The sequence below is a fragment of the Vibrio tritonius genome, from assembly GCF_001547935.1.
GTDB classification, from domain to species: Bacteria; Pseudomonadota; Gammaproteobacteria; order Enterobacterales; family Vibrionaceae; genus Vibrio; species Vibrio tritonius.
The window spans coordinates 397,902-420,355 of record NZ_AP014635.1 but is presented as its reverse complement, the minus strand read 5'-3'; the positions used below and the strand labels follow the sequence as shown (position 1 = coordinate 420,355).

The following is a 22,454-nucleotide window of genomic DNA, read 5'->3' as shown; positions in this document are numbered from 1 at the left end:
CCCTTTGGGGCACTTGGGTATAACTGAATAAAAGAAGAAATATGCGCAATATAGATAAGCAAGATAATCTCATTCGTGCTTTCAAGGCTTTGCTAAAAGAAGAACGCTTTGGTTCACAAGGTGACATTGTCGATGCCTTGAAAAGTGAAGGGTTTGAGAATATTAACCAATCTAAAGTATCACGAATGCTAACAAAATTTGGCGCCGTACGTACTCGTAATGCCAAAATGGAGATGGTGTACTGTTTGCCCGCTGAATTGGGGGTCCCTACAGTATCAAGCTCTCTGCGTGAGTTAGTGTTGGATATTGACCATAATGCAGCCTTGGTAGTGATTCACACAGGCCCAGGTGCAGCACAATTGATCGCGCGCCTACTCGACTCTTTGGGTAAATCTGAAGGCATCTTAGGGGTAGTTGCGGGTGACGATACGATTTTTATTACTCCAACTATGCCAGTCTCAACAGAGCAGTTGTATAACTCAGTTTGTGAACTTTTTGAATACAATGGGTAATTAACCCATTGATTTTTCACGTGCAGTTTTCTAACTGTACGTGATTTTTCTCACATTTATTTTATATAACACCATACCGGCACATAATCAGCAACACACTGATTTAAAAGTAAAAATAAACAAAAGCCTTACTTATTCCTCAATTATTCATCAATTTACAGCCACTAAATACTCCCCTTCTGTAATTTTCACCTCATTTTGTTGGTATGATTTGCTCAATATGCACTCATTGACGACAATTCGCTTAAGGGAAGAATTATTCATACCCGAGCTTTCGCCAAAACGAACAGAACAGTGAAGGATAAAATTGATGACATTACAAAAACTCGTTCACGTGGGAGCCCTCACCACCGCCATTTGTTTCGCTAGCACAGCCAACGCCCAAGAGTTTATTACGATCGGCACGGGTTCTGTGACTGGTGTTTATTATCCGGCAGGTGGCGCGATTTGTAAGTTAGTTAACAAAGATCGCAAGGCTCACAATATCCGCTGCTCTGTTGAATCAACTGACGGTTCAATTTACAACGTAAACAGTATTCGCTCGGGCGAGCTAGAATTCGGTATTGTCCAGTCAGACTGGCAGTATCATGCTTACAATGGCACAAGTGTATTTAAGGAGCAGGGGCCTTATAAAAAACTGCGCGCTATTTTTTCTCTCCATACAGAACCTTTTAACATTATCGCCCGTGAAGGCTCAGATATAGAAAATGTCCAAGATCTCGCTGGTAAACGAATTAATTTAGGCAATCCAGGTTCTGGCGACCGAGCGACAATGCAAGTCGTGATGGATGCATTTGGGTGGACTACCTCAAGCTTTAAAAAAAGCTCAGAATTAAAGGCTTCAGAGCGTTCACAAGCCCTTTGTGACAATAAAATTGATGCATTTATTTATATGGTTGGCCATCCGAATGGTGCCATCAAAGAAGCAACCACAGCTTGCAACGCTAAGTTGATCCCTGCCACAGGGGACAAAATAGATAATATAGTAAAAGAACACCCCTACTATGCTTATACTAATGTGCCCGCAGGCATGTATCGCGGTACAGACCAAGATGTAAAAAGCTTTGGCGTTGCAGCAACTCTTGTCACTAACTCAAACGTTCCTGATGACGTAGCCTATAACGTAGCAAAAGCCGTATTTGAACACTTTGATACGTTTAAACATCTACATCCAGCTTTCGCCAACTTAAAAAAAGAAGACATGGTAAAAGATGGTATTTCAATTCCACTGCATCCTGGAGCATTGAAATATTACAAAGAAATTGGCCTCATAAAATAACCTGTATGTCCCTAGTAACCTCAGGATCCTGAGGTTACTAGGGATAGCAGAGACAACATTCCAAAACAGCTCCCTACTCTTACCGACCAATCACTTTAGTCCTTTTCCAACAACTGCTTTTGCTATGTGATTAATCGCATCCAATGTTTTGCCTATCTCACCGATAGATAAAATCCACTGGTAAAGTTGAGAATAATTATCAATACTATATAAAACTCATCATTATCTCGGTGGATAACACAATGAAAAAGACTCTAAGTTTTGCTGCAATACACTTTACCGTCGCAATGATTGTCGCTTATCTACTGACTGGCGACATTCTACTCGGCAGTCTAATTGCCATGATTGAACCTATGGTCAATACGGTTGCGTTTTACTTTCATGAACGAGCTTGGAATATGATGAGTAAGCGCAATCAACGAACACAAACACCACAGTGGAAAACGGTGAGCTTCGCCTTCGTTCACTTTAGTGTGGCGTTTATGGTCTCTTACATTATCAGTGGTAGTTTAGTCGTTGGTGGTATCATGGCGCTTATCGAGCCAAGTATTAACACCTGTGTGTACTATTTTCATGAACGAATTTGGCAACGTAAAACTCAGTGGCAATGTTTAGCGCACTAGTCTGGATACATTACAAAAAAGAGAGCACCAATGGATGCTCTCTTTTATAAATCGTTAGTCGCTTTCCACTAGAGCGACGGTGACTGAGGAAGACTGGCCATCCAATTCGACATCGACTTGGTACAATGCATCTTGATCAGGATTATTCGGATCATAACGCTTAGGTGCATCGACTTGGAAAAGCACACTCGCTTGGCTAGCTCTTACATCAATAGGAACATAGTAGGTCATCCCATCAAATTTCACCGATGCAGAGACCAAATCAGGTTTAAGAGTCTCAAATCCAAAGGTAACCAATAACTCACACCCACCGTGATGCCAGATCTGCTCTGTCTCAACCTTACCGAGCCGAACATGTGGCACAAACTGCAAGTAGGGTTCACGCCAAATCCCCATCCGAGAATCGAAAGATTCAATGGGATCGACAAACTCATCTCCCCATTCATCACCAAGAAGCAAGTCTTCATCTTCTTCAAGAAACAGGATTTCAACACGATTACCACCACGATTAACGTATGGTTTAATGTCTTTACGGTACGCAGATTGAGATCCATCACAATCAAATACCGCCACCCCATTAATCCGCACTTCGGCATGATAGTCGATCCCTGAGAGAACTAGGTCGATCGCTGGATAGAGCATAAGGGCTTCATCCAATTCAAAATCATGCATTAAGTGCCATTCTTGCTGAGCAATGATCTCCTCACTGAGTTCTGCAGGCAATACCGCACTTAAAGGCGCTGGAAAAGTGATGTCATCTTGCGGTATTGAAAGATCGGTGAGCGGAGAAACCTGCCAAAGTCCGGCTAAAGAAAGCTGAGTCATATTAAGTATCATTGTTGTAATAAATTTGTTTCTTTATACCCAACAGGATAAAAAAATGCCAGCCTCATGGCTGGCACTTTCCGTAACAAAACAGTTACTCGTCTTCGTCTTCTTCATCTTCTTCGCTGTAAAGAGCATCTTCACCTTCGTAGTAAGTGCCCCAACCATCATAAATGATGTCGTGTTTTTCAGCCAAGTTAACTAGTTTTTCGACTTGTGCATCAATAAGCTCTGGAGTTAATGCTGATTGCATGCTTGCATCAAAGCACAGCAATTTATTGCCGTCTTCATCTTCAGTTTCTTCTGCTTCTAGAACTTCAAAACCCATTTTGAAGGCATCAACCGCTGCTTTTTCTAGCTGCTCAAAATCTTCAGCAAACAAGTGGTGTTCGATCTCATAGAGGGCATCCGGATCACTGCCATCTTCAAGTAAAGCTGTGATAATGTCGCGAGTCTCTTCTTTTTGAAACTCAATTAATTCTTCCACAGACATGTAGTCATCTTCATGAGACATAGTGCGCTCCAGATAATAAAAACAGGATCAATTTAATTGGCCCGAAATATGGCACGGATCGTTAACAATTACCAGCCACAACATCGTGATTGCCCGATCTTTCCACTATTTTTCCGCTCAATGATCAAACGGATTCTTCGGTTCGATTTTCTACCCACATAAAAAAAGCCACGACCAGCGCAGCTTTTCATCATATTGGGATGACTATTCAGTACCACCGACAGTCAGTGCATCCAATTTTAATGTTGGCTGACCCACACCAACAGGAACACTTTGACCGGCTTTACCACAAACGCCAACACCACGGTCAATACCAAGATCATTACCAACCATAGAAACCTGCTGCATTGCTTCAATACCAGACCCAATTAAGGTTGCGCCTTTGATTGGCGTGGTAATTTTACCGTTTTCAATCAAGTACGCTTCTGAAGCAGAGAACACAAACTTACCGGAGGTAATATCTACTTGGCCACCACCGAAATTAGGCGCATACACCCCTTTTTTCACAGTAGAGATAATCTCTTCAGGTGTGTGTTCGCCAGGTAACATGTAAGTATTAGTCATGCGGGGCATTGGCAAATGTGCATAAGATTCCCGGCGTCCATTACCCGTAGGAGCAACCCCCATTAAACGAGCATTGAGTTTATCCTGCATGTAACCTTTCAACGTGCCTTTTTCAATCAACACATTGTATTGACCATTGACGCCTTCATCATCGACATTTAGTGAACCTCGTAAATCTTTCAGTGTGCCGTCATCAACAATGGTACATAAATCGGAAGTGACTTTACTGCCGACTTTACCGGAAAACACAGATGAACCTTTACGGTTAAAGTCACCTTCAAGACCATGACCTACCGCTTCATGCAATAGCACGCCAGGCCACCCCGAGCCAAGAACCACTGGCATTGTTCCTGCAGGTGCAGCGACCGCTTCAAGGTTTACCAGCGCTTGGCGAATCGCTTCATCGGCATAAGAAAAGGCGATTTTTTGACCTTCAACTTCATTTAAGAAATAGTCGTAAGTGAAACGACCACCACCGCCAGAGCTACCACGTTCACGACGATCACCTTTCTGAGCAAGAACACTGATAGAAAGACGTACAAGAGGACGAATATCCCCAGCATAAGTACCATCAGTAGCAGCAACTAACATCTGCTCATGAACACCACTCAAACTTACCGATACTTCTTGGATTAAAGGTTCTTTAGTTCGAATGTAAGCATCCAGCTGCTTTAATAATTCTGTTTTTTGCTGTTTTTCCCAACTATCAAGTGGATTAACAGCCGAATAATAAGCTTGGTTATCTTGGCGTTTAAACGCCTGCACTTGGCCTTGTTGACCTTGCTGTGCAATACCTCTAGCGGCTTGTGCACTCTGTCTCAAGCCGTCTAATTGAATTTGATCAGAATAAGCAAAACCGGTCTTTTCACCAGTGACAGCACGAACACCAACACCACAATCGATGTTAAATGAGCCATCTTTAATAATGCTATCTTCTAAAACTAAAGACTCATGCCAACTGGACTGAAAATAGATGTCGGCGTAATCAATTTGCCGAGTTGCAATGCTCGACAAGGTATCCGCAATATCTTGCTCTGTCAGCCCTGCGGGTGTTAATAGTGCTTCTTCAATGCGGTTAATACTCATATCTAGCTCTTTATTGGTTTAAATTGGTTGCGAAAGCGCACATGTTCTATGACGGGCATGGTGTTACGAATCTGCTGAGATTTCTCCTCATCCATCTCAACAATTAAACAACCCGCTTGCTGCTCTAATGAGGAAATGACTTCACCCCATGGACTAATCACCATCGAATGTCCCCATGTTTCTCGACCATTAGGGTGGACTCCCCCTTGTGCAGCAGCAACAATCCAACACTGTGTTTCGATGGCTCTAGCTCGTAGTAATACTTCCCAATGAGCTTGCCCTGTAATAGCAGTAAAAGCTGCCGGCACCACGATCACCTGTGCACCTTGTTTGCGTAATTCAGAATACAAGGCAGGGAAGCGTAAATCGTAACAGATGGAGAACCCTAACCGACCGAATGGCGTGTCTGTTACCACAACTTGATTACCGGGAACAAAGGTTTCAGACTCTCGATAACGCTGCTGCGCATCATCGACATCCACATCAAACATATGCAGCTTATCATAATAAGCATGACATTGACCCTGAGGATCAAGTAAAACAGCCGTTGATGTCACACCGGTAGAACGGCGAATAGGCATACTTCCTATCAACAACCAGACCTTATGATGGCGAACAATTTCACATAAACGCACCTGAATTGGCCCATGGCCTAATGTTTCTGCATAAGCGTGATAATCGTTACGATGACTAAATAATAAGGCATTCTCCGGTGTCACAATCCATTGTGCACCATGTTTAACTAAGCGCGCTATCTGCTTTTCGATAAAAGTAACGTTATCGGCCACTGAAGGTCCAGACGTCATTTGGATTACACCCACGCGACTCACACTGTTCTCCTTCTTATTGAGCCGGCTTAGTTAAATTCTCCGGCAATTTGTATTCACCTTTGCTCCGTGAAATCTCTTTTACCACTGGAGAATCCAAAGGTCCTTTGATTTCATAGTTCACTTCCGTAAACACTTCAACAACAGGAGAAATCACTGTTGTTATCGCCAAAACGTAAAGCGCAGTGGTTGGTGCTACAGCAAATGCACTAAGCACAGGGATACCTGATGTCATATCGGGTACAAAATTGACTTGGGCATCTACCATACGAGAATTCAAGTCTGCCATTCCCTTGAGTGACAGTTCGCCAGCAACAGCATCCATATTGATATTGTTAGTCACAAAAACCCCTTGCGAGATTTTCCCAGACCCCGTAATGGAGTTGAAGGCCATACCCTTATCGAATACGTCACTAAAATCGAGTTTCATACGCCGAATTAACGAATCTAAGCTAAATAAACCCAATAAGTTCGCTGCACCACTCACATCTGAAATAACACCTTTACCCAGCTCGGTTTTCACGTTGCCCTGCAAGGTATTAACCCTCATGGTCCATGGAGAACCATCCCACTCCACTTGTGAGTCCAATTCAAATGGCGCTTTTTGGATCCCGGAGCTGATACCAAAACGATCCATCAAATCACTGTTGTTCTCACCTTTCATACCAATATTCATATGAGTATGACTGGTAGTATCCGTTAGCGTCCAATCGAGGGATGCATGTACTTCATTAGTGCCACTATTGATGTCTATGCGTTTCCAGCGCAAGGTGTCGCCTTCGCGCACAAAGTCCATATTCAACTTGCCGACTTTGTAACCTTGAAACCAGAAATCATTGATCACTAAGCTTAAGTTTGGCATGAGTTGATGGAACTCGCGATCAAATTGCGAAATTAGTGGGTCTTCTTGCTTTACTTCATCAATTAATAATGGTTTTTTGGGATCTCGCTCATCCAATTTCGGTACATAGAGATGCAATTTATCAAGAGAAACCGATAGGTCATCCGACATAACATAAGTGGCTTTTCCCGATGCTTCTTGGCTGTCTAACTTCATAGACCAACCACTTGGTTTTTCTCTGCCACTAAATACAACATCGTGCCAATCTAAGCCTGCCAACCTAAGCTCTTTAGTATTGATTTCAACCCGATCAGGCTCAGGAATTTTAATATCCTCTGTGGAACTTGGACCAATGGCTGCCGATGCCGATTTCGCGTGATTAATAAATTCAATCCACTGATCGAGATCGAACTTCTTCGTTCTTACTTGCGCGTGATTCCCTATCACTGGACTCATTTTAAAGTTGCCTTGCCCTAAAAGCAGGTTAGTTGCTTCAAGTACCGGTACTGATTTCGTAATATCAATCTCTGCTTGATACTTACCGTTAGGCACTTCCACCCGAGCAGACACTTGCTCTTGGTTACCTGAAGCCTCAAGACGAGCAATCCCAGCCTGTCCTAAACGTTTATTCAATGGGTAAGGATAATGACTAGCAACGTCTTTTAACCCCGCTTGTAGGTCAATCTGATAGGAAAACCCTACATCATTAAGTTGTAAATGAACTCCCATTTGCCAAGGTGCGTGCCCACTCACAGGATTGATCCATTGCTGACCAACATAATCACCTAACGGTTTTACATCCCAATCACCAATGGTATCGATTTGAACACTGTAGCCTTTGCTATTACTTTCGCCTTTAAAATCTAAAGAAACCGGCTGCTTCAGTAGCTGCCCCGACAATCCTGCGGCGGTAACCACATCATTATCAAACGCAATACGCCCACTAACGTTGTTAAGGTGAATGGCAGGAGCATCAATATCTACTGTACTGTTGTTGAGATCCGCCCACCCCCAAGCTCTTGGCTCTTCGGCTGTAGTAAATGGTATATTCAAGCGAAAATGCGATTTAACAATACCTTTCACTTGCACCGCAGTTAAGGCAGCGCCTACAGAATCAACTAACGGTGAAGAGGTCATGTAATCTCGGATGGCATTTCCTTCACCTTGAGCTTGTGCGTCTAACTCAATATGGCCACCTTCTGTCAATGACGGTATTTGACCAATAATGCGCTGCGCAGAAACATCCATCAACTTGGCAGAGTGCGAGTCTAAGTACATCGCATCATTTTCAAACAGCAAATCTAGCTGCATATCGGTCAACGGTGGCCAAGCAGTATCAAAACTAAAACGAGCATTTTTAAGACCAACCCAAGCTTGGAATATCCCATTGTGATCTTGGTAAGGGAAATCAGCTAACCGTCCATACCAAAGCAACTTAGCTGTTTTTACCTGCCCCGCCTGAATCGAAGTTGACAAATAATTTGTCAATTCATCACCAAGAGCCAAACGTGGCAAATAACGCCATGTTTGCCCTGCTTGGTCTAAGTCAGTTTCAGCATAAAAAGAGAGCAGAGGACTCTCTTTTTCTGGCATATCAAGACGAAATTCTCCTTTCACGCTTAAGTCAGGAGTAGTAACGTTGACCTTATCGCTCCATAGCGACCAACCATCAGACTGCTTTTGCCATACAAGATTGACATCACCTTGGCGAATAACAAGGGGAGCTTGAAATACATCACCATAAGGTAACGTATCATCCCGCAACGAAGCTTGAATATCGGCTTTATCCAGAGAACCTTGGATAGACGCCTGTAAATGATGAACTTCAGGTAAAAGTTGCCACTGTGCAATTGCTCCATCGGTTAAGCGAGCCGAATAGCGCAATGAATCCCAACTATCACCGCGAGACAGCCGAATATCTTCTAAATTTCCGCGTGGTTGCAATTGCCCCAATAGTGACTGAGTTTCGGGCGAGTCAGAGAAAAGCCGCGCTAATGGTAAGACTGAACCTATATCCAATTGCGATACATTCAAACGCCAACTTTCCGGAGCCCAATCTAGAGCCGCATCAAATTCTGGCCATAGTTGTTCATCCGTACGCACTTTAAGTGAGTGCATACTAACTTGCCATCCTTTATGAGTTGGAGACAAATTGATTATTCCAGACTCTAAGGCCAAATAGTGAGTTTTCTTTTTATCCTGCCATGAGAGTTCTGAAGGCTGTAATTCCAGGTATCCATCTACTGGCTGATTGTGCTGTAAAGTTACCCAAGCATTAAAATTGACGACACCATTTTTGATGCCTGTTTTATCCTTAACATACTTAGTTAACCATGGGCGAACTTGAACGCCTTTCGCATCAACATAAAACTGACCAGAAATATCTCGCAGGGAGCCATGATCTTCAAATTTAGCCTGCACAGACAGAGAGTTTAACTTTACGTCGGCAAGACTCACTACACCTTCAGCAGAGTGTTGATTACCCTGATTATTCCAACGCAACCTTTCTATATCTAATTGCTTGATATCGCCATTCATAGCACGATATTGCACTGTTGAATCGAGCAAAGAGAAGTTATCCAACTGACGCAGGAACAAACTGTCGATCCTCTGCACAATACGTCGCTGGGTTTCCTCTTGTTCAGAAGGGTTGGCAGTAGTCTCTTCAGATTGAATTTTTTGCCAATCAACAGAACGAACATCCAATTTCAATTTGTGGATAGTAAGGTCTGCAACAACTGGTTTTTGCTCAAGTAGGGATTGCCATAAATCAAATTCAATATCCAATTGACCAAAAGAAAAATGAATATCAGAACTGTCTGGGAAATCGGCATTAACGCCTTGTAAAGCAATGGAAGGGTGCGTGTTTCGCCAAAAACCACGCACATCTTTGATTTCAAACTGAATATTAGTTTGTTGAGTGACCCATTGTTCGATTTCACCCTGAAAACGATTCATATGAGGCAACAGCACCCGTAAAGAGGTGATAAAGACTGCCAACAGAACCAAAAGGCCGACTGAAAGCCAAGCCGCTATCCGTCCGAAACGGGTTAATCTCGAGATCACTCAATGTCCTATTACATCATAACTACATCAAACTGCTCTTGGATATAGAGAGGTTCTGCTTGAATGCGAACTTCTTTACCAATAAACACTTCGAGTTCTGCAAGTGAATGCGATTCATCCCCTTGCAAGGTATCTGCCACCGCGGGAGCCGCGTAAACCACAAACTTGTCGGCATCATAAGCTCTGTTCACTCGTGTAATTTCACGAAGAATTTCAAAACATACGCTTTCGACAGTTTTTACCGAACCACGTCCTTCACAAGTTGGACAAGTAGAACAGAGAACATGTTCAATACTTTCTCGTGTACGTTTACGAGTCATCTCAACCAAACCAAGATGAGTAAAACCATTGATGTTGGTTTTGACTCGATCGTTGCTCAGCGCTGCATCTAGTGACGTTAGCACTCGCTTACGATGCTCATCAGATGCCATATCGATAAAGTCGATAATGATGATACCGCCTAAATTACGCAAACGTAACTGACGAGCTATCGCTTGAGTTGCTTCGATGTTGGTATTGAAAATGGTTTCTTCCAAATTTCTTCGTCCAACAAATGCTCCGGTATTGATGTCGATAGTGGTCATCGCTTCCGTTTGATCGATAATCAAATAGCCGCCAGACTTCAACTCCACCTTACGCTCCAATGCACGTTGAATTTCATTTTCAGTATCGTACATATCAAAGATAGGCTTATCACCTTCGTACAGTTCTAGCTTGTCCGTCAATTCAGGAACGAACTCTGATGTGAACTCTTTCAGATTTTCGAACTCCTGACGAGAGTCGACCAGAATTTTAGTGATATCGGTCGCAACGAAATCACGTAAAATCCGTTGCGCTAAGCCTGGCTCGCCATAGAGTGTAGAGCGAGTCTTGTATTTGGCCCGGCGCTCCATCACTTTAGTCCAGAGACGTTTCAGAAATGCAGCGTCTTGATCCAGCTCTTTTTCATTCGCAGCTTCCGCTGCAGTACGAATAATAAAGCCACCATGCTCATCACAATATTGTGCTACCACCGCTTTTAAACGGTCACGCTCTTTTTCGCTCTCAATACGCTGTGATACGCCCACATGACTTGCTCCAGGCATATAGACTAGATAACGGGACGGTAGAGTAATATCCGTGGTTAAACGGGCCCCTTTTGTACCAAGAGGATCTTTAACCACTTGCACCACAATGTCTTGACCTTGGCGCACCAATTCAGAAATATCTCGTACCTGAAACTGTTGTTTTTCGTTTTCAGCCACACATTCAGTATGTGGCACAATATCAGAGGCGTGAAGAAATGCAGCTTTATCCAAGCCAATATCGACAAAGGCTGCCTGCATACCAGGCAATACGCGGCTCACTTTACCTTTATAAATATTGCCAACAATGCCGCGCTTCGCTTCACGTTCAACGTGGATCTCTTGAAGGACTCCCCCTTCAATCATCGCCACCCGAGTCTCGCTCGGTGTAACGTTTAAAAGCAATTCTGCACACATGGCAAACCTCAAATAAGTCAACTAGGCCAAATCATGTTCATGACTGATAACGCGAAGGCTGTATGATTTGGTAAATAAAGAACTACGTCATAACATGGCAATAAGTCTCATGTATTGACGTATAACAAAGCCGCTGATTTAGCGACTTTTCGAATGGGTGATTTGTTTTATTAATTGATCTGTTTCATATAAAGGTAACCCCACGACTGCATAATAGCTACCTTCTATTCTTGTTACGAACCGGCCACCGATCCCCTGTATTCCATAGCTACCGGCTTTATCCTGTGGCTCACCAGTCTGCCAATAGTGTTCAATTTCATCATCGGATAAGGTTTTAAACCACACATCAGTAACAACCACCGCTGATTCATAATGTGAACCACATGCAACGGTAACCGCCGTCATCACTTGATGCACATCTCCCGATAAGAGCGCCAACATCGATTTCGCCTCAGCAAAATCATGTGGTTTCTCTAATACGGTATCGCCTTTAACCACTATGGTATCAGAGCCAATAACCACAGAACCTTCACTGACAAGCTTCATGCCAGCACGCGCTTTATCGCGAGACAAACGCTCCACATACTGAGCCGGCGTTTCATCACTGTGGCGCACCTCTTCAACATCCGAAACGACAATGTCAAAGGTATAGCCTAATTGCGTCAATAATTCACGGCGCCTTGGAGACCCAGACGCCAAAACAAGAGGAAATGAATTCATTTTAAATGCCAATGTCTTCTAACTCGTCTCAGTAGCAAAAACATCCAAGGCCAAAGCACACAACTGATCACTCCGCTCCATAACGACATTGGATTAAAATCAACATCTTGGATGAGATACTCACCTAAGAAAATCATAAATTCCAGAGCCATTGTCAGCAAACCAATCACAACCGCTTGCTGCCATAGCGCCATGTTCCTTAATACAAGGAAGTTCATCGCCACGACATAGATGATAATCGACATCATCATGCCCCGAATCCCTAGCGTTGAACCAAGCAGTAGATCCCATAGCAACCCAAGTACTAACGCCGTTCCCACATTAACACGATGCGGAAGCGCTAGTACCCAATAACAGGTAACGAGCAGAAGCCAAGAGGGTCTTATAAGGTCGAGCGAGCCAGGCCAAGGGATCGTTTGAAAGATCAAGGCACATAAGAAAGAGCCCCAAATAACCCAGCGGCCTTTCCATTCATTACTTAGCGTCGTCACTCTTATCCTCTTCTTGCATTTGCTTAATATCTGCTTGCATTGCCTTTTGCTGACGATCTTCGTTTGGCCAAATCAACAACAAATAGCGTAACCGATCAAAATCGACCACTGGTTTTGCTTTGATTGAGGCAAATTCACGACGGGTATCTTTGTCAACATTTGTGATGTAAGCAACAGGATAACCTTCTGGATAAACACCGCCCAACCCCGAAGTCACCAACATATCTCCAACTTGCAAGTCAGCACTAGTTGGAATGTGTTCGAGCTGAATCTCATCGCTTTGTCCATTACCAGAAGCAATCACACGAATATCATTACGGATGTTCTGCACCGGAATAGCATTATTGGGGTCAATCAGTAGCAAGACGCGGCTGTTATGTGCAGCAACAAAGGTCACCTGCCCAACAATCCCCTTTTCGTTGATTACTGGCTGACCTTCATATACGCCATCTAAACTGCCCTTATCGATCACCACTTGGTGACGATAGTGAGAAGTATCCACGGCCATCACTTCCGTTACGACTTTCTTTTCATCTCGGACAAACGTCGATCCTAACAGCTTACGTAGGCGTTTATTTTCCTCACGATATTGATCTAATAAGATCAAGTCACTTTTCAGGGTTAATACTTCCTGTTTCAAGCTTCGATTGGATTCGAGCAGATCTTGATGCGAACTAATTCTCTCGTAAAAACCATCAAACATGGTACGAGGTAAATCCGCAGCATACTGAATTGGCGCCACTAAGCTATTAAGCAAAAAACGCACATTAGAAAAAGCATCTAAACGGCTATCAGCCAGCATAAGACTGGCTGATACAATGACAGCGAAGAATAGACGTAGCTGAAGAGATGGTCCTTGACCAAATATAGGCTTCATCTTAACAATCCCAGAGTTGATTCAGGAGTTTCCTACGTATGAAACTCCTGCTAAGCCATTACTCTTCGCTAAAGAGATCGCCGCCATGCATGTCGATCATTTCGAGAGCTTTACCGCCACCACGAGCAACACAAGTTAGTGGATCTTCAGCGATAACCACAGGAATACCTGTTTCTTCAGTAAGCAAACGATCAAGATCTTTCAATAGCGCACCGCCCCCCGTCAGAACCATACCGTTTTCTGAAATATCAGAAGCCAATTCTGGTGGACACTGCTCTAAAGCGACCATCACAGCGGAAACAATACCGGTTAATGGCTCTTGAAGAGCTTCAAGAATTTCATTTGAGTTTAGCGTAAAGCTACGTGGCACACCTTCAGCAAGGTTACGACCGCGTACTTCAATTTCCTGAACTTCATCGCCAGGGTACGCTGAACCAATTTCGTGTTTGATTTTTTCTGCTGTCGCTTCACCAATCAAGCTGCCGTAGTTACGACGAACGTAGTTGATAATCGCTTCATCAAAGCGGTCACCGCCAATACGAACAGATGAAGAGTAAACCACACCATTCAATGAAATAACCGCAACTTCAGTCGTACCACCACCGATATCGACCACCATTGAACCTGTTGGTTCAGAAACGCGCAGACCAGCACCAATCGCAGCCGCCATTGGTTCATCAATCAAATACACTTCACGAGCACCAGCACCTAGAGCAGACTCACGAATTGCACGACGCTCAACTTGAGTAGAACCACAAGGAACACACACTAAAACGCGAGGACTAGGTTTCAAAATGCTGTTGTCATGCACTTGACGAATAAAGTGCTGAAGCATTTTTTCGGTAACGTAAAAGTCAGCGATTACGCCATCTTTCATTGGACGAATAGCAGAAATGTTGCCTGGTGTACGTCCTAGCATTTGTTTTGCTGCATGACCGACCGCTGCCACAGTTTTTCCACCACGACCTTTGTCTTGGCGAATAGCGACCACAGAGGGCTCATCAAGGACAATGCCCTGTCCTTTAACATAAATAAGAGTGTTGGCAGTACCTAAATCGATAGATAGGTCATTTGAAAACATGCCACGAAGTTTTTTGAACATATTCTTCGCTCGTCCTGCAAGAATTAAGAAGATAAAAAATTGCTCTAAATGTACCAACGCCTCGCCATCACAGCAAGGTATTGGTGCATAAACATAGAGCGAAACAAGTAATTTCTAACAAATTCCTAACTTCGGTCCCGAAAATGTGGACCAATATTAGTTATTGATTCTCGGTTCTCCGCGATAAATCACCCGGTCATTTCCCCGATAAACCCCAAAGGTAACAACAGCAGAAGGATCTTCATCGCCGTTGTTACGCCAATTAAATTGTAGCCACGGCTGGTCAAGATAAGCACTACCACAATCAACATTTTGCTCATTCACTTGAGGGGAGTTTTCGTTTATGCGCATCCAAAAACGCACTTGTTCCCGTAGTGAAGAGTCAGAATCCGGCTGTGCATAAATTTGATGATTTTGGCCAGAGCTTACCGCCACATTACCAGTGATTCCTGTGAGTTGCGAGCTAGATGTCTGTGTTGGACTCGGCCAGATAGTCGATTTACATACCTTGTCCGCATCTATAGAAAGTAGGCTACCTGAGTCATTGTCGTTAGTGACAAATTGGCTACCGTTCCAATATTGCGCCGTTAATGGGACATTCACTCTCGCAATTGAGTTCCCCCCGACATCAGAAAAGGCTAATCGGCCATAACGCACATCAGGCTGTTCAGGAAACGCTTTATCAGTACTAACTAACACGTTATTCACCTGATGTGTTAATTGATTATCTTTAAAATCAACACCATCTGGTCTAGTCGTTACTTGCAAACCGAACCCTGAAGTAAATGGGCCATCTGGTTTGGTCGTCAACGGGCTTTGCCTAGTCTCCAACCGAGCAAAAGTAAAACTGTGGTTTACGGTCAAGTCAGCGCCAGAATTCCAATCAGCTCCAGACCAAAAATGATCATTATAGTCAGCCACGCGACTGCTCATATCTTCGTTATCGTTACTCGTATCCACGGCGACCAAACGAATGTTCGCTTTTAAGTCATTAGTAAACTGACTGTAATTGGTTGTCGCTTGCCCACTTAAGTTTTTCGCTTCCACAGTAAAACCATAGCTAATGGGCTGCGCCATATAGGCAAACCCAGTGTGACCACTAGCGTAATTCCAATTGTTACTAGTAATCGCTAAATAAGCGGGATAGAAACGACCAATATCTCGATACCCTGTTTGAATGGAGAGATCACTACGTAGATAAGGGGCGGGAACGCCATTAGCATCTCGCAGAGTATTGGCCTTAACACGCAGAACGCCCACTTCACTCCACGTTAAGTCAGCAAAATTATAGTATCCATTTGAAACACCGCTATTAGGCAGCGTGACACTGGTACTTGTACCACTCTTCAATACACCATCAGTACCGCCAGCAGGCTGAGCCACACTGTGAGTCAACTCTACCGTTGCAGTAAGCGGGCTATTGGTCGAGAAGAAGTTTTGCGTTACAGCTGCGTTACAATAAGCAGCACTGGCAATCTCTCCCGACGTACTGCCATCGCTCTGCCATCGAATCGGCTTCACTAGCAGTGCAAATGATGAACCTGCGGAGGTAAATCCGGCACTCCTTTCATCCGTAATATTGCCGTTCATCTGATTCGATCCAGAAGGACAAATTGCAAATGTCCAAGGGCGAGAGTAAACGGTGAAACTGCCTTTTAACGTACCATTGCCTCTGATGGGGCAATCACTGCCTTGTGCAGAACAATTAAACGAACTGTCTTCCAGTGTTACGGTTTTGATGCCTGAGTCTTCCATGGTCAGCGTTGCCGTAGCATTGCCCGCACTAAATGTTCTATTGTCCAAGGTTAAACTGCCAACACCACTGGTAGGAGCAACCCAAGTCGATGTGTAACTCGGTGTGCCAGCATAGCCAACATCCACGGCATTGCCTTTATCATCACACGCTTCTACTTTAAGACTGACCTCTGTAGGTTGGCTGGCAATCACATACGAATCATCAGCACTGAATTGATAAGGAACAAAATGGTAGGTTCCAGAAACGGTATCGGATGTATCCGTTTGGGTAGAAAGATAGGCAGAAACGGTTACGTCCTGATTGCGAGAATTAGTGACGCTTAAATTCAGTTTTAGCACTCCTTGTGCATTCGGCTGATACGTTCCATTGCTCCCTGAACCATAATCATCAACAAGGGCAAAATTACCTGAACTTGATGTCACATCGATAGTCCCAGAGAAATCTGTCGCTGGAGAGCCATCTTGATCGAGCACCTGAAATGTAATGTCTTGCAGCTTACAAATAAGTGCATAGTCCTCGCTGGGAGAAATCTGTAACGTGTAGTTATCCTCATCAATCGGCGCACCACATCGATTCCCTCCAGGCAGAGGCTCAATCCGCGCTGCTTCAACCATTAATAAGTAATTTGCTGTCACCGCACCTTGAATAGTGATGGTCGTATCTAGAATTACGTTTTTAGCCAGTAAATAACCTTTAAATAATTTACTCTTTAGGTGAAATTGCGCAGTAGGGCCATAAATAACGGGATATTGATAACCATTGCTATCTTCATTGATGTAGTGAAAATCCACTGCATTGTTAAGCGAAAAATCATCACCTTGCGCATTACCATAAATGTTGACCCACGCACCAGACTCAAAATACATATGAATGTTGGTTGCAGAAGTGAACTGCCTAAAGGCAATGGTTGTGTTTGCATCAAAATAGAGCGCAACTTCATTAGTTATATTTAATTGGTCAACATACACACCATTACTAAAATGTACGCGAATCGGATTGTTGCCATATTTGAGCAGTTCTAATTTTCGGATATCTTTGATGATATAAATATCGATGTAGCCATCATCAGAACGCTGTGGATTGTAGGTACACAACGAATTTTGATCGGGCTGTAAGTCACAGGCATTTTCATAAAACCGAGAATCATAAGAATTTGAATCAACCAGAGACAAATCTTTTGTTGGTTCATTGATAATGACTGGCAATAGTGGTGGAGCCCCCACTTTTCTTTCATTTATCTTGCCATCATCATTACCCGGGTAGCACCCCATAGAATCACAAACTTTTACACCATTTCGGTTCCATGCCATCCAATTATTATCAGTTGAATCAAAACCAACTCGAAGCGCTTTCCAGCTAGCGTTCCCTCTATCAGCATTAATGTCTATCGTGTTGTTTTCTTTATAGGCTTTAGACCAACCATTGATTCTGACACTATTATTCGTCACATTCAGATGACTACGAGGAAAGTCTGCATAGCTAGTGTTATCTTGGGTAATCCAACTTTGAGCAGGTTCCGGAAATAAATCGCATATTTGAGGTCGAACAAATTCCACTTGAGTTGGAGGAGAAGTAGCGCCATCACTGCATCTAAGAGCATGAATATTAATACCATAGACGCTAAGACGAGTAGACAATACCCCCTCAAGCCGCACCTCTTTGGTCTCTCCAATTTGAACCCAAACATTATTGATTAAGCGGTAATAGCTCAATACCCCACTAGGCCTATAACCACCTAAAAAGGGAAACCGTGAACGGATAGGCTCATACTTCAACCAAATTTGATGTTCCTGCCCATACTCTAGAGTCACATCTCGAAAGTCTGCAATTGTTAGTGGATTACTGCTCCACATAGTATGTGGAATCCACAAACCACGATTCACCCCTACAGTACTATCGGAAAAAAGTCCTGGGATTCTAAATACACTGAAGTGCAGCGAAAAAGGTCTATCGGACCTTAACTGCTGACATTGAAACGCCGTAAAACTAAATGCTTGGGCCGCCCCACTAAAGAAAATAAATAGCGTCAAACACAAAAGAGAGAGTCGCCTAACTGTCTTCATGCTTTATTCCTTAACCCAAACATCCTGCACCCGCTGAACTTCAAATTGATCGCTACCGCAGGTTACCGCGCTTTCAATTCGATAATAAGTTTTATGACTTAACTCTAATGTTCCTTCGTTTTTACAGGTGGTTTCGACATGGCATTGACTGTAACTTGCCATCACATCCGATGCCAAATTGTCCCCCCACACGCCACAAGCACTAGACACTGCACTGCTGGTCGCATTTAACGGATAGAGGAATGTTAACGCCTTCTCGTTCACCGAATTAGCCGCAAACCACGCTTTGGTCCCTAGCAACTCACGAGAAAGTGAATCTTGATTTGACCAATCCATGCGGGTTATTGCAGCAGCAAGGAAGCCCATCACCACAATGACAAATATAGCAACAATGTAGAGGTTACCTGCTTGTTTCTTTCGTCTAGGGAACATTGAGCACCTGCACATCTTGCTCAAAACGGCTTTGCTCGCCATTTTGACTTAAGGTTAACGATAGCCTCACTACGCCGCCTCGTTGTAGTGTTGGCGCCTCATAGCTAAAAGTCCCAGAGCTGACACTATCACCGACTTGAGTGCCATTACGAGTGATAGCTTGGGTGGCAAAGTTTAAACAGTAAGCCACTGAATCTTTGTATAAATAAGCTCTGTTTGCGATCGAGCCACTCACCAATGAATGATCACTAAGTAATGAGACAGAGGTGTCTGGACCTGACAACGTAAAGTAGAAGGCACTATCGGTAAAATCTTGTTGGCGACTTGGATTTATAATGAGCTTGAGATCATCGTATTGAGTTGGCTCATCGGCTGTGCCATCACCATTGTTATCGCCCCCTCTCACCAAAAACTCCAATGTTTGCGTTGCTTCATCTATAGCGTAAAAACCGGCGTATTCGACAGGATAAAATGACACGCATTGCTGCTGCGACGAGGAAGTCACTGCAATACTATTGGGAACTGCATGGCGGAGTTCACGTGTCATTTTTTCCAGTACAAATTGTGCTTGGGTCTGAATCCGTTGCCTTGCTACCGTATCGGTATACCCTTTCATTCCTAATTCAAGAAACCCTGCAATGCCCAGCACTAAAATCGAACCAACAACGATGGTCACGATCATTTCTATCAGCGTAAAACCACGAGAGGAAGGCATCAGTAATTCCCTCGAAAGGCAACTAATGGATAAGAGCCATAATTCCCAGCATCAACCGTTAAGCTAATGCGTTTTAAATCCGTAATTATCGAACTTGCATTACCGCTACTATCAACGTATCGGACATTGATAAACACGGTAAAGTGGGCGTATTCACTGGCTGATGACATGTCTAATAAATCACTCAATCTTCCAGCCACTGGCGTTGACCCACAATCACTGACACTGTCAGTCCACCAACAACCAATGTAATCATCCACATCATTAAATGAGTCAACACTTTCATTACTATCTTTACCCAAGTTTGCAGGCAAAGTGCAGGTAGTCGGTTGCCCTTGTAAATCATTCTCTCCACAACGGTATTGTCCACCTTGTTCATCACTCTGTTCATCAAAGGCACGCGATAGAATACGACTCATAATACTTTGCTGTAAGTGAGACGCGCGCATTTGGTAATGAGGAGTAGCAGATCGTTCAACTTGGGGATAAAGAAAGCTGGTTAATGTCACCATGGCAAAGCCAATCAAGATCATGGCCATAATACTTTCTATTAACGTAAAACCGTTAGGTGACTTCATGCACACCCCCCTTTGCTAACATAGCCTTGAGAGTTAATGCACATTTGCACCGTGTTAGCATTGGAACGTATGGTGATAGTGACACCACTTGCAGCGCTATCGAGTGGGTTGCCAAGCAGGTCAAAAGCAACTGTATTCACATTAGGAGAAGTAGAAAAGGTAATGCCCTCTTCACGGACAACATCACTACGTTGTTCGCCACTGCCGCTAGCACATCCAGCAACAGAACCTAGACAACTGTTCGAAATTGCCAACACGTAATGAGTATTGCTTAATGGTGAAGTAAGATTGGATTGCATTCGGTTAATTTGCACCTGACGAATCACCGAAATAGCCTGCTCTTGCGCAGTAAAAACAGAAAAACCAGAGGTCCCCATGTATCGGGAGTAGGCGGCAAGCGATACGATGGAGACCAAAATAATAACAACCACTAGCTCAACCAGAGTAAAACCAGATTGAGCTGGGTTTGACTTTCTCATACGAGATTAGCTACGTAAAATTAGCAACCTGAGTCTTCGACAGATGTAGAAGCGGCAGCTGCACTAGTAGCCTGTTCATATTTAACATAGCAATTGGTACCAGTCACACCTGATGCACTAGTAATACTTGAACTGCTGAATGTCGCAACAAAGCTTGCAGGAGAAGTACTTGTGTCAGGATAAGCAGTCCAGTCAGATGTTAGACCTGTTACTGATGCACCGATCCCAGCAGACGTTGCTGTAGGATAGCCATAAATAACGGTAATATTACTGTTATTTAAGGGAGTAGATGTGGTGACGCTATCCTTACCTTCAACAGCAGCTTTGCCGTAGACGATACCAGCCGCGCCATCCATTGCCCCTTTTAAACCTTGCAGTGCAGATTTTTTCGCATCATCCTGCAAGTTAAGGAACTTAGGAGCAGCTGTCACCGCTAGAATACCTAGGATAACGATAACTACTACCAATTCGATCAGGGTAAAACCACCTTGTTTTTTCATCATATTGTATCTCTCTACATCGACTGAATTAAAAACCCGCCAACTACTGCAGTGATACCGTTACTTGACCGGTTTCCAGTTCATAAACGAACTGATGTGCAGAGCCGCCTTCTTTTTGAACATAAGTACAAGTATTAGCAGAAGTATTTGCTTCTGCCGAGTATTGCACATCTGAATCACTGTTTGCCGCAGTCACAGTCCCAACTCGGGGAGGGTTCTGTAACAAGTTCTCCATAAGAGAAATACAAGCAGCATCCGTTAACGTTGAAGGATAGCTTCCCGTTCCACTGTTAATTGCGAAAGGATAACCATCACGATAGCCCGTGCTGTTTCCATTACTGTCCTCAGCGCGAGTTAACCAAAATTCGACACCATCATAATTTACGGTGTTATGCACCTGCCCACCAACCGTTTGTGTTGGTCGGGCTTCTGCTTCCCATTGAGAACGAGCAGATAATACTGCGGTAGCGTAACCACCAGCGATACCCTCAACACTCGCTTTTTTTGCTTCGTCTGTTACATCGATAAATTTAGGCAGAGCGGCAACAGCAAGTAATCCGACAACCACAATCACAACAATAAGCTCTATCAGTGAAAAACCCGCTACTCGCTTTAGCCCAACCACCATGTCTCAACCATCCAAACTATGCACCAAAACAACTCTTCTCCCCTTTATGTGCTAGGGTTCTTCGAGCACCTTCACAAAAAATTGTTTTCCCATCCAAATAATTTGGATTGCGTGCTGCCCATTATACTCAAAATTGCATATAAACCGATCTCTCTCGCTCAAATTTTCCACAAGTGGTTCAAAGTTGAGAATCGTCTCACTTGGATACAAAATCGACATTATTTTCTCACAGTCAATACTGCTCCCTGTGCTTGGAAAGACCCAACCATCACGATTTAAAGATATTGTTTGCTCAGCGTACTCTAGCCGAGAGGGTTTTCCTTTCAGAATCCAAAGTTGCTTAATTTGATTGGCTCTATCTAACATGCGATCAGCAGCAAGAGTGAACGCGGTTTGATCGGCAACCACTTGTACTTTTTGCCAGTAACGGAAAAAGGTGGAGACCAAAATCACCAGCAATACCGCCCACACAACAAAACGAAAACGTTCGTTCAT

21 protein-coding genes are annotated in these 22,454 nt (G+C 43.6%); 3 read left to right on the top strand and 18 right to left on the bottom strand.

Annotation, left to right across the window (positions count from 1 at the left end):
- Window positions 1-41: 41 nt before the first annotated feature.
- From argR to JCM16456_RS01880, 3 genes are all read left to right on the top strand, one after another.
- The gene (gene argR, locus JCM16456_RS01890; RefSeq protein ID WP_068711877.1) at window positions 42-512 is read left to right on the top strand and encodes a transcriptional regulator ArgR; all 471 of its coding nucleotides are present in this window, start codon (window positions 42-44) and stop codon (window positions 510-512) included.
- Between the two features lie 310 nt (window positions 513-822).
- On the top strand, window positions 823-1,791 hold the full coding sequence (locus tag JCM16456_RS01885; RefSeq protein ID WP_068711875.1) for a TAXI family TRAP transporter solute-binding subunit: 969 nt from the start codon (window positions 823-825) through the stop codon (window positions 1,789-1,791).
- A gap of 242 nt (window positions 1,792-2,033) precedes the next feature.
- Window positions 2,034-2,414 (top strand): DUF2061 domain-containing protein, encoded by a 381-nt coding sequence (locus tag JCM16456_RS01880; RefSeq protein WP_068711874.1) that lies wholly within the window; start codon window positions 2,034-2,036, stop codon window positions 2,412-2,414.
- 54 nt (window positions 2,415-2,468) lie between these two features.
- Here the strand turns inward: JCM16456_RS01880 and JCM16456_RS01875 are convergent, their stop codons facing one another.
- The 18 genes from JCM16456_RS01875 to JCM16456_RS01790 all read right to left on the bottom strand — a co-directional run bounded on the left by JCM16456_RS01875 (window position 2,469) and on the right by JCM16456_RS01790 (window position 22,454).
- Window positions 2,469-3,239, bottom strand: a complete 771-nt coding sequence (locus tag JCM16456_RS01875) for a glycosyl hydrolase 2 galactose-binding domain-containing protein (protein ID WP_068711872.1) — start codon at window positions 3,237-3,239, stop codon at window positions 2,469-2,471.
- 94 nt (window positions 3,240-3,333) lie between these two features.
- Complete coding sequence (gene rraB / locus JCM16456_RS01870) at window positions 3,334-3,753, bottom strand: ribonuclease E inhibitor RraB (RefSeq protein WP_068711870.1); 420 nt, start codon at window positions 3,751-3,753, stop codon at window positions 3,334-3,336.
- A gap of 204 nt (window positions 3,754-3,957) precedes the next feature.
- The gene (tldD, locus tag JCM16456_RS01865) at window positions 3,958-5,403 is read right to left on the bottom strand and encodes a metalloprotease TldD (protein ID WP_068711868.1); all 1,446 of its coding nucleotides are present in this window, start codon (window positions 5,401-5,403) and stop codon (window positions 3,958-3,960) included.
- 2 nt (window positions 5,404-5,405) lie between these two features.
- A complete protein-coding gene (locus JCM16456_RS01860; protein WP_068711866.1) occupies window positions 5,406-6,233 on the bottom strand; it encodes a carbon-nitrogen hydrolase family protein in 828 nt (275 codons plus the stop codon).
- A 13-nt stretch (window positions 6,234-6,246) separates the two neighbouring features.
- On the bottom strand, window positions 6,247-10,137 hold the full coding sequence (locus JCM16456_RS01855) for a YhdP family protein (RefSeq protein WP_068711864.1): 3,891 nt from the start codon (window positions 10,135-10,137) through the stop codon (window positions 6,247-6,249).
- Window positions 10,138-10,148: 11 nt separating this feature from the next.
- Window positions 10,149-11,618 (bottom strand): ribonuclease G, encoded by a 1,470-nt coding sequence (rng, locus tag JCM16456_RS01850; protein ID WP_068711862.1) that lies wholly within the window; start codon window positions 11,616-11,618, stop codon window positions 10,149-10,151.
- A gap of 138 nt (window positions 11,619-11,756) precedes the next feature.
- A complete protein-coding gene (locus tag JCM16456_RS01845; RefSeq protein ID WP_068711857.1) occupies window positions 11,757-12,338 on the bottom strand; it encodes a Maf family protein in 582 nt (193 codons plus the stop codon).
- Window positions 12,335-12,829, bottom strand: coding sequence for a rod shape-determining protein MreD (gene mreD / locus JCM16456_RS01840; protein ID WP_068711856.1), 495 nt, complete (start codon window positions 12,827-12,829; stop codon window positions 12,335-12,337). Before mreD ends, JCM16456_RS01845 begins: the two co-directional genes overlap by 4 nt.
- Entirely contained in the window at window positions 12,813-13,706 is an 894-nt protein-coding gene (mreC, locus tag JCM16456_RS01835) for a rod shape-determining protein MreC (protein ID WP_068711854.1), read from the bottom strand. Before mreC ends, mreD begins: the two co-directional genes overlap by 17 nt.
- 58 nt (window positions 13,707-13,764) lie before the next feature.
- A complete protein-coding gene (locus JCM16456_RS01830; RefSeq protein WP_068711852.1) occupies window positions 13,765-14,808 on the bottom strand; it encodes a rod shape-determining protein in 1,044 nt (347 codons plus the stop codon).
- Between the two features lie 156 nt (window positions 14,809-14,964).
- On the bottom strand, window positions 14,965-18,627 hold the full coding sequence (locus JCM16456_RS01825) for a DUF6701 domain-containing protein (RefSeq protein ID WP_156430425.1): 3,663 nt from the start codon (window positions 18,625-18,627) through the stop codon (window positions 14,965-14,967).
- 3 nt (window positions 18,628-18,630) lie between these two features.
- Window positions 18,631-19,059, bottom strand: a complete 429-nt coding sequence (locus tag JCM16456_RS01820) for an MSHA biogenesis protein MshP (RefSeq protein WP_068711848.1) — start codon at window positions 19,057-19,059, stop codon at window positions 18,631-18,633.
- Window positions 19,049-19,774, bottom strand: coding sequence for a PilW family protein (locus tag JCM16456_RS01815; protein WP_068711846.1), 726 nt, complete (start codon window positions 19,772-19,774; stop codon window positions 19,049-19,051). Before JCM16456_RS01815 ends, JCM16456_RS01820 begins: the two co-directional genes overlap by 11 nt.
- On the bottom strand, window positions 19,774-20,352 hold the full coding sequence (locus tag JCM16456_RS01810; protein WP_068711844.1) for a type IV pilus modification PilV family protein: 579 nt from the start codon (window positions 20,350-20,352) through the stop codon (window positions 19,774-19,776). The genes JCM16456_RS01815 and JCM16456_RS01810 overlap by 1 nt, the downstream gene beginning before the upstream one ends.
- Window positions 20,349-20,831: a prepilin-type N-terminal cleavage/methylation domain-containing protein gene (locus JCM16456_RS01805; protein WP_068711843.1), complete on the bottom strand. Its 483-nt coding sequence runs from the start codon at window positions 20,829-20,831 to the stop codon at window positions 20,349-20,351. The genes JCM16456_RS01810 and JCM16456_RS01805 overlap by 4 nt, the downstream gene beginning before the upstream one ends.
- A 20-nt stretch (window positions 20,832-20,851) precedes the next feature.
- The gene (locus JCM16456_RS01800; RefSeq protein ID WP_068715841.1) at window positions 20,852-21,331 is read right to left on the bottom strand and encodes a type II secretion system protein; all 480 of its coding nucleotides are present in this window, start codon (window positions 21,329-21,331) and stop codon (window positions 20,852-20,854) included.
- A gap of 43 nt (window positions 21,332-21,374) precedes the next feature.
- Window positions 21,375-21,959 (bottom strand): prepilin-type N-terminal cleavage/methylation domain-containing protein, encoded by a 585-nt coding sequence (locus tag JCM16456_RS01795; protein WP_068711841.1) that lies wholly within the window; start codon window positions 21,957-21,959, stop codon window positions 21,375-21,377.
- A gap of 51 nt (window positions 21,960-22,010) precedes the next feature.
- The gene (locus tag JCM16456_RS01790; RefSeq protein WP_068711839.1) at window positions 22,011-22,454 is read right to left on the bottom strand and encodes a hypothetical protein; all 444 of its coding nucleotides are present in this window, start codon (window positions 22,452-22,454) and stop codon (window positions 22,011-22,013) included.

Coding starts and splice junctions, on each gene's coding strand:
- rraB (WP_068711870.1), bottom strand. CDS start 3,753: ATGTCTCATGAAGATGACTACATGTCTGTGGAAGAATTAATTGAGTTT.
- JCM16456_RS01830 (WP_068711852.1), bottom strand. CDS start 14,808: ATGTTCAAAAAACTTCGTGGCATGTTTTCAAATGACCTATCTATCGAT.
- JCM16456_RS01815 (WP_068711846.1), bottom strand. CDS start 19,774: ATGCCTTCCTCTCGTGGTTTTACGCTGATAGAAATGATCGTGACCATC.
- JCM16456_RS01880 (WP_068711874.1), top strand. CDS start 2,034: ATGAAAAAGACTCTAAGTTTTGCTGCAATACACTTTACCGTCGCAATG.
- argR (WP_068711877.1), top strand. CDS start 42: ATGCGCAATATAGATAAGCAAGATAATCTCATTCGTGCTTTCAAGGCT.
- JCM16456_RS01795 (WP_068711841.1), bottom strand. CDS start 21,959: ATGGTGGTTGGGCTAAAGCGAGTAGCGGGTTTTTCACTGATAGAGCTT.
- JCM16456_RS01820 (WP_068711848.1), bottom strand. CDS start 19,059: ATGTTCCCTAGACGAAAGAAACAAGCAGGTAACCTCTACATTGTTGCT.
- tldD (WP_068711868.1), bottom strand. CDS start 5,403: ATGAGTATTAACCGCATTGAAGAAGCACTATTAACACCCGCAGGGCTG.
- JCM16456_RS01875 (WP_068711872.1), bottom strand. CDS start 3,239: ATGACTCAGCTTTCTTTAGCCGGACTTTGGCAGGTTTCTCCGCTCACC.
- JCM16456_RS01805 (WP_068711843.1), bottom strand. CDS start 20,831: ATGAGAAAGTCAAACCCAGCTCAATCTGGTTTTACTCTGGTTGAGCTA.
- JCM16456_RS01845 (WP_068711857.1), bottom strand. CDS start 12,338: ATGAATTCATTTCCTCTTGTTTTGGCGTCTGGGTCTCCAAGGCGCCGT.
- JCM16456_RS01790 (WP_068711839.1), bottom strand. CDS start 22,454: ATGAACGAACGTTTTCGTTTTGTTGTGTGGGCGGTATTGCTGGTGATT.
- mreC (WP_068711854.1), bottom strand. CDS start 13,706: ATGAAGCCTATATTTGGTCAAGGACCATCTCTTCAGCTACGTCTATTC.
- JCM16456_RS01810 (WP_068711844.1), bottom strand. CDS start 20,352: ATGAAGTCACCTAACGGTTTTACGTTAATAGAAAGTATTATGGCCATG.
- JCM16456_RS01800 (WP_068715841.1), bottom strand. CDS start 21,331: ATGAAAAAACAAGGTGGTTTTACCCTGATCGAATTGGTAGTAGTTATC.
- rng (WP_068711862.1), bottom strand. CDS start 11,618: ATGTGTGCAGAATTGCTTTTAAACGTTACACCGAGCGAGACTCGGGTG.
- JCM16456_RS01825 (WP_156430425.1), bottom strand. CDS start 18,627: ATGAAGACAGTTAGGCGACTCTCTCTTTTGTGTTTGACGCTATTTATT.
- JCM16456_RS01885 (WP_068711875.1), top strand. CDS start 823: ATGACATTACAAAAACTCGTTCACGTGGGAGCCCTCACCACCGCCATT.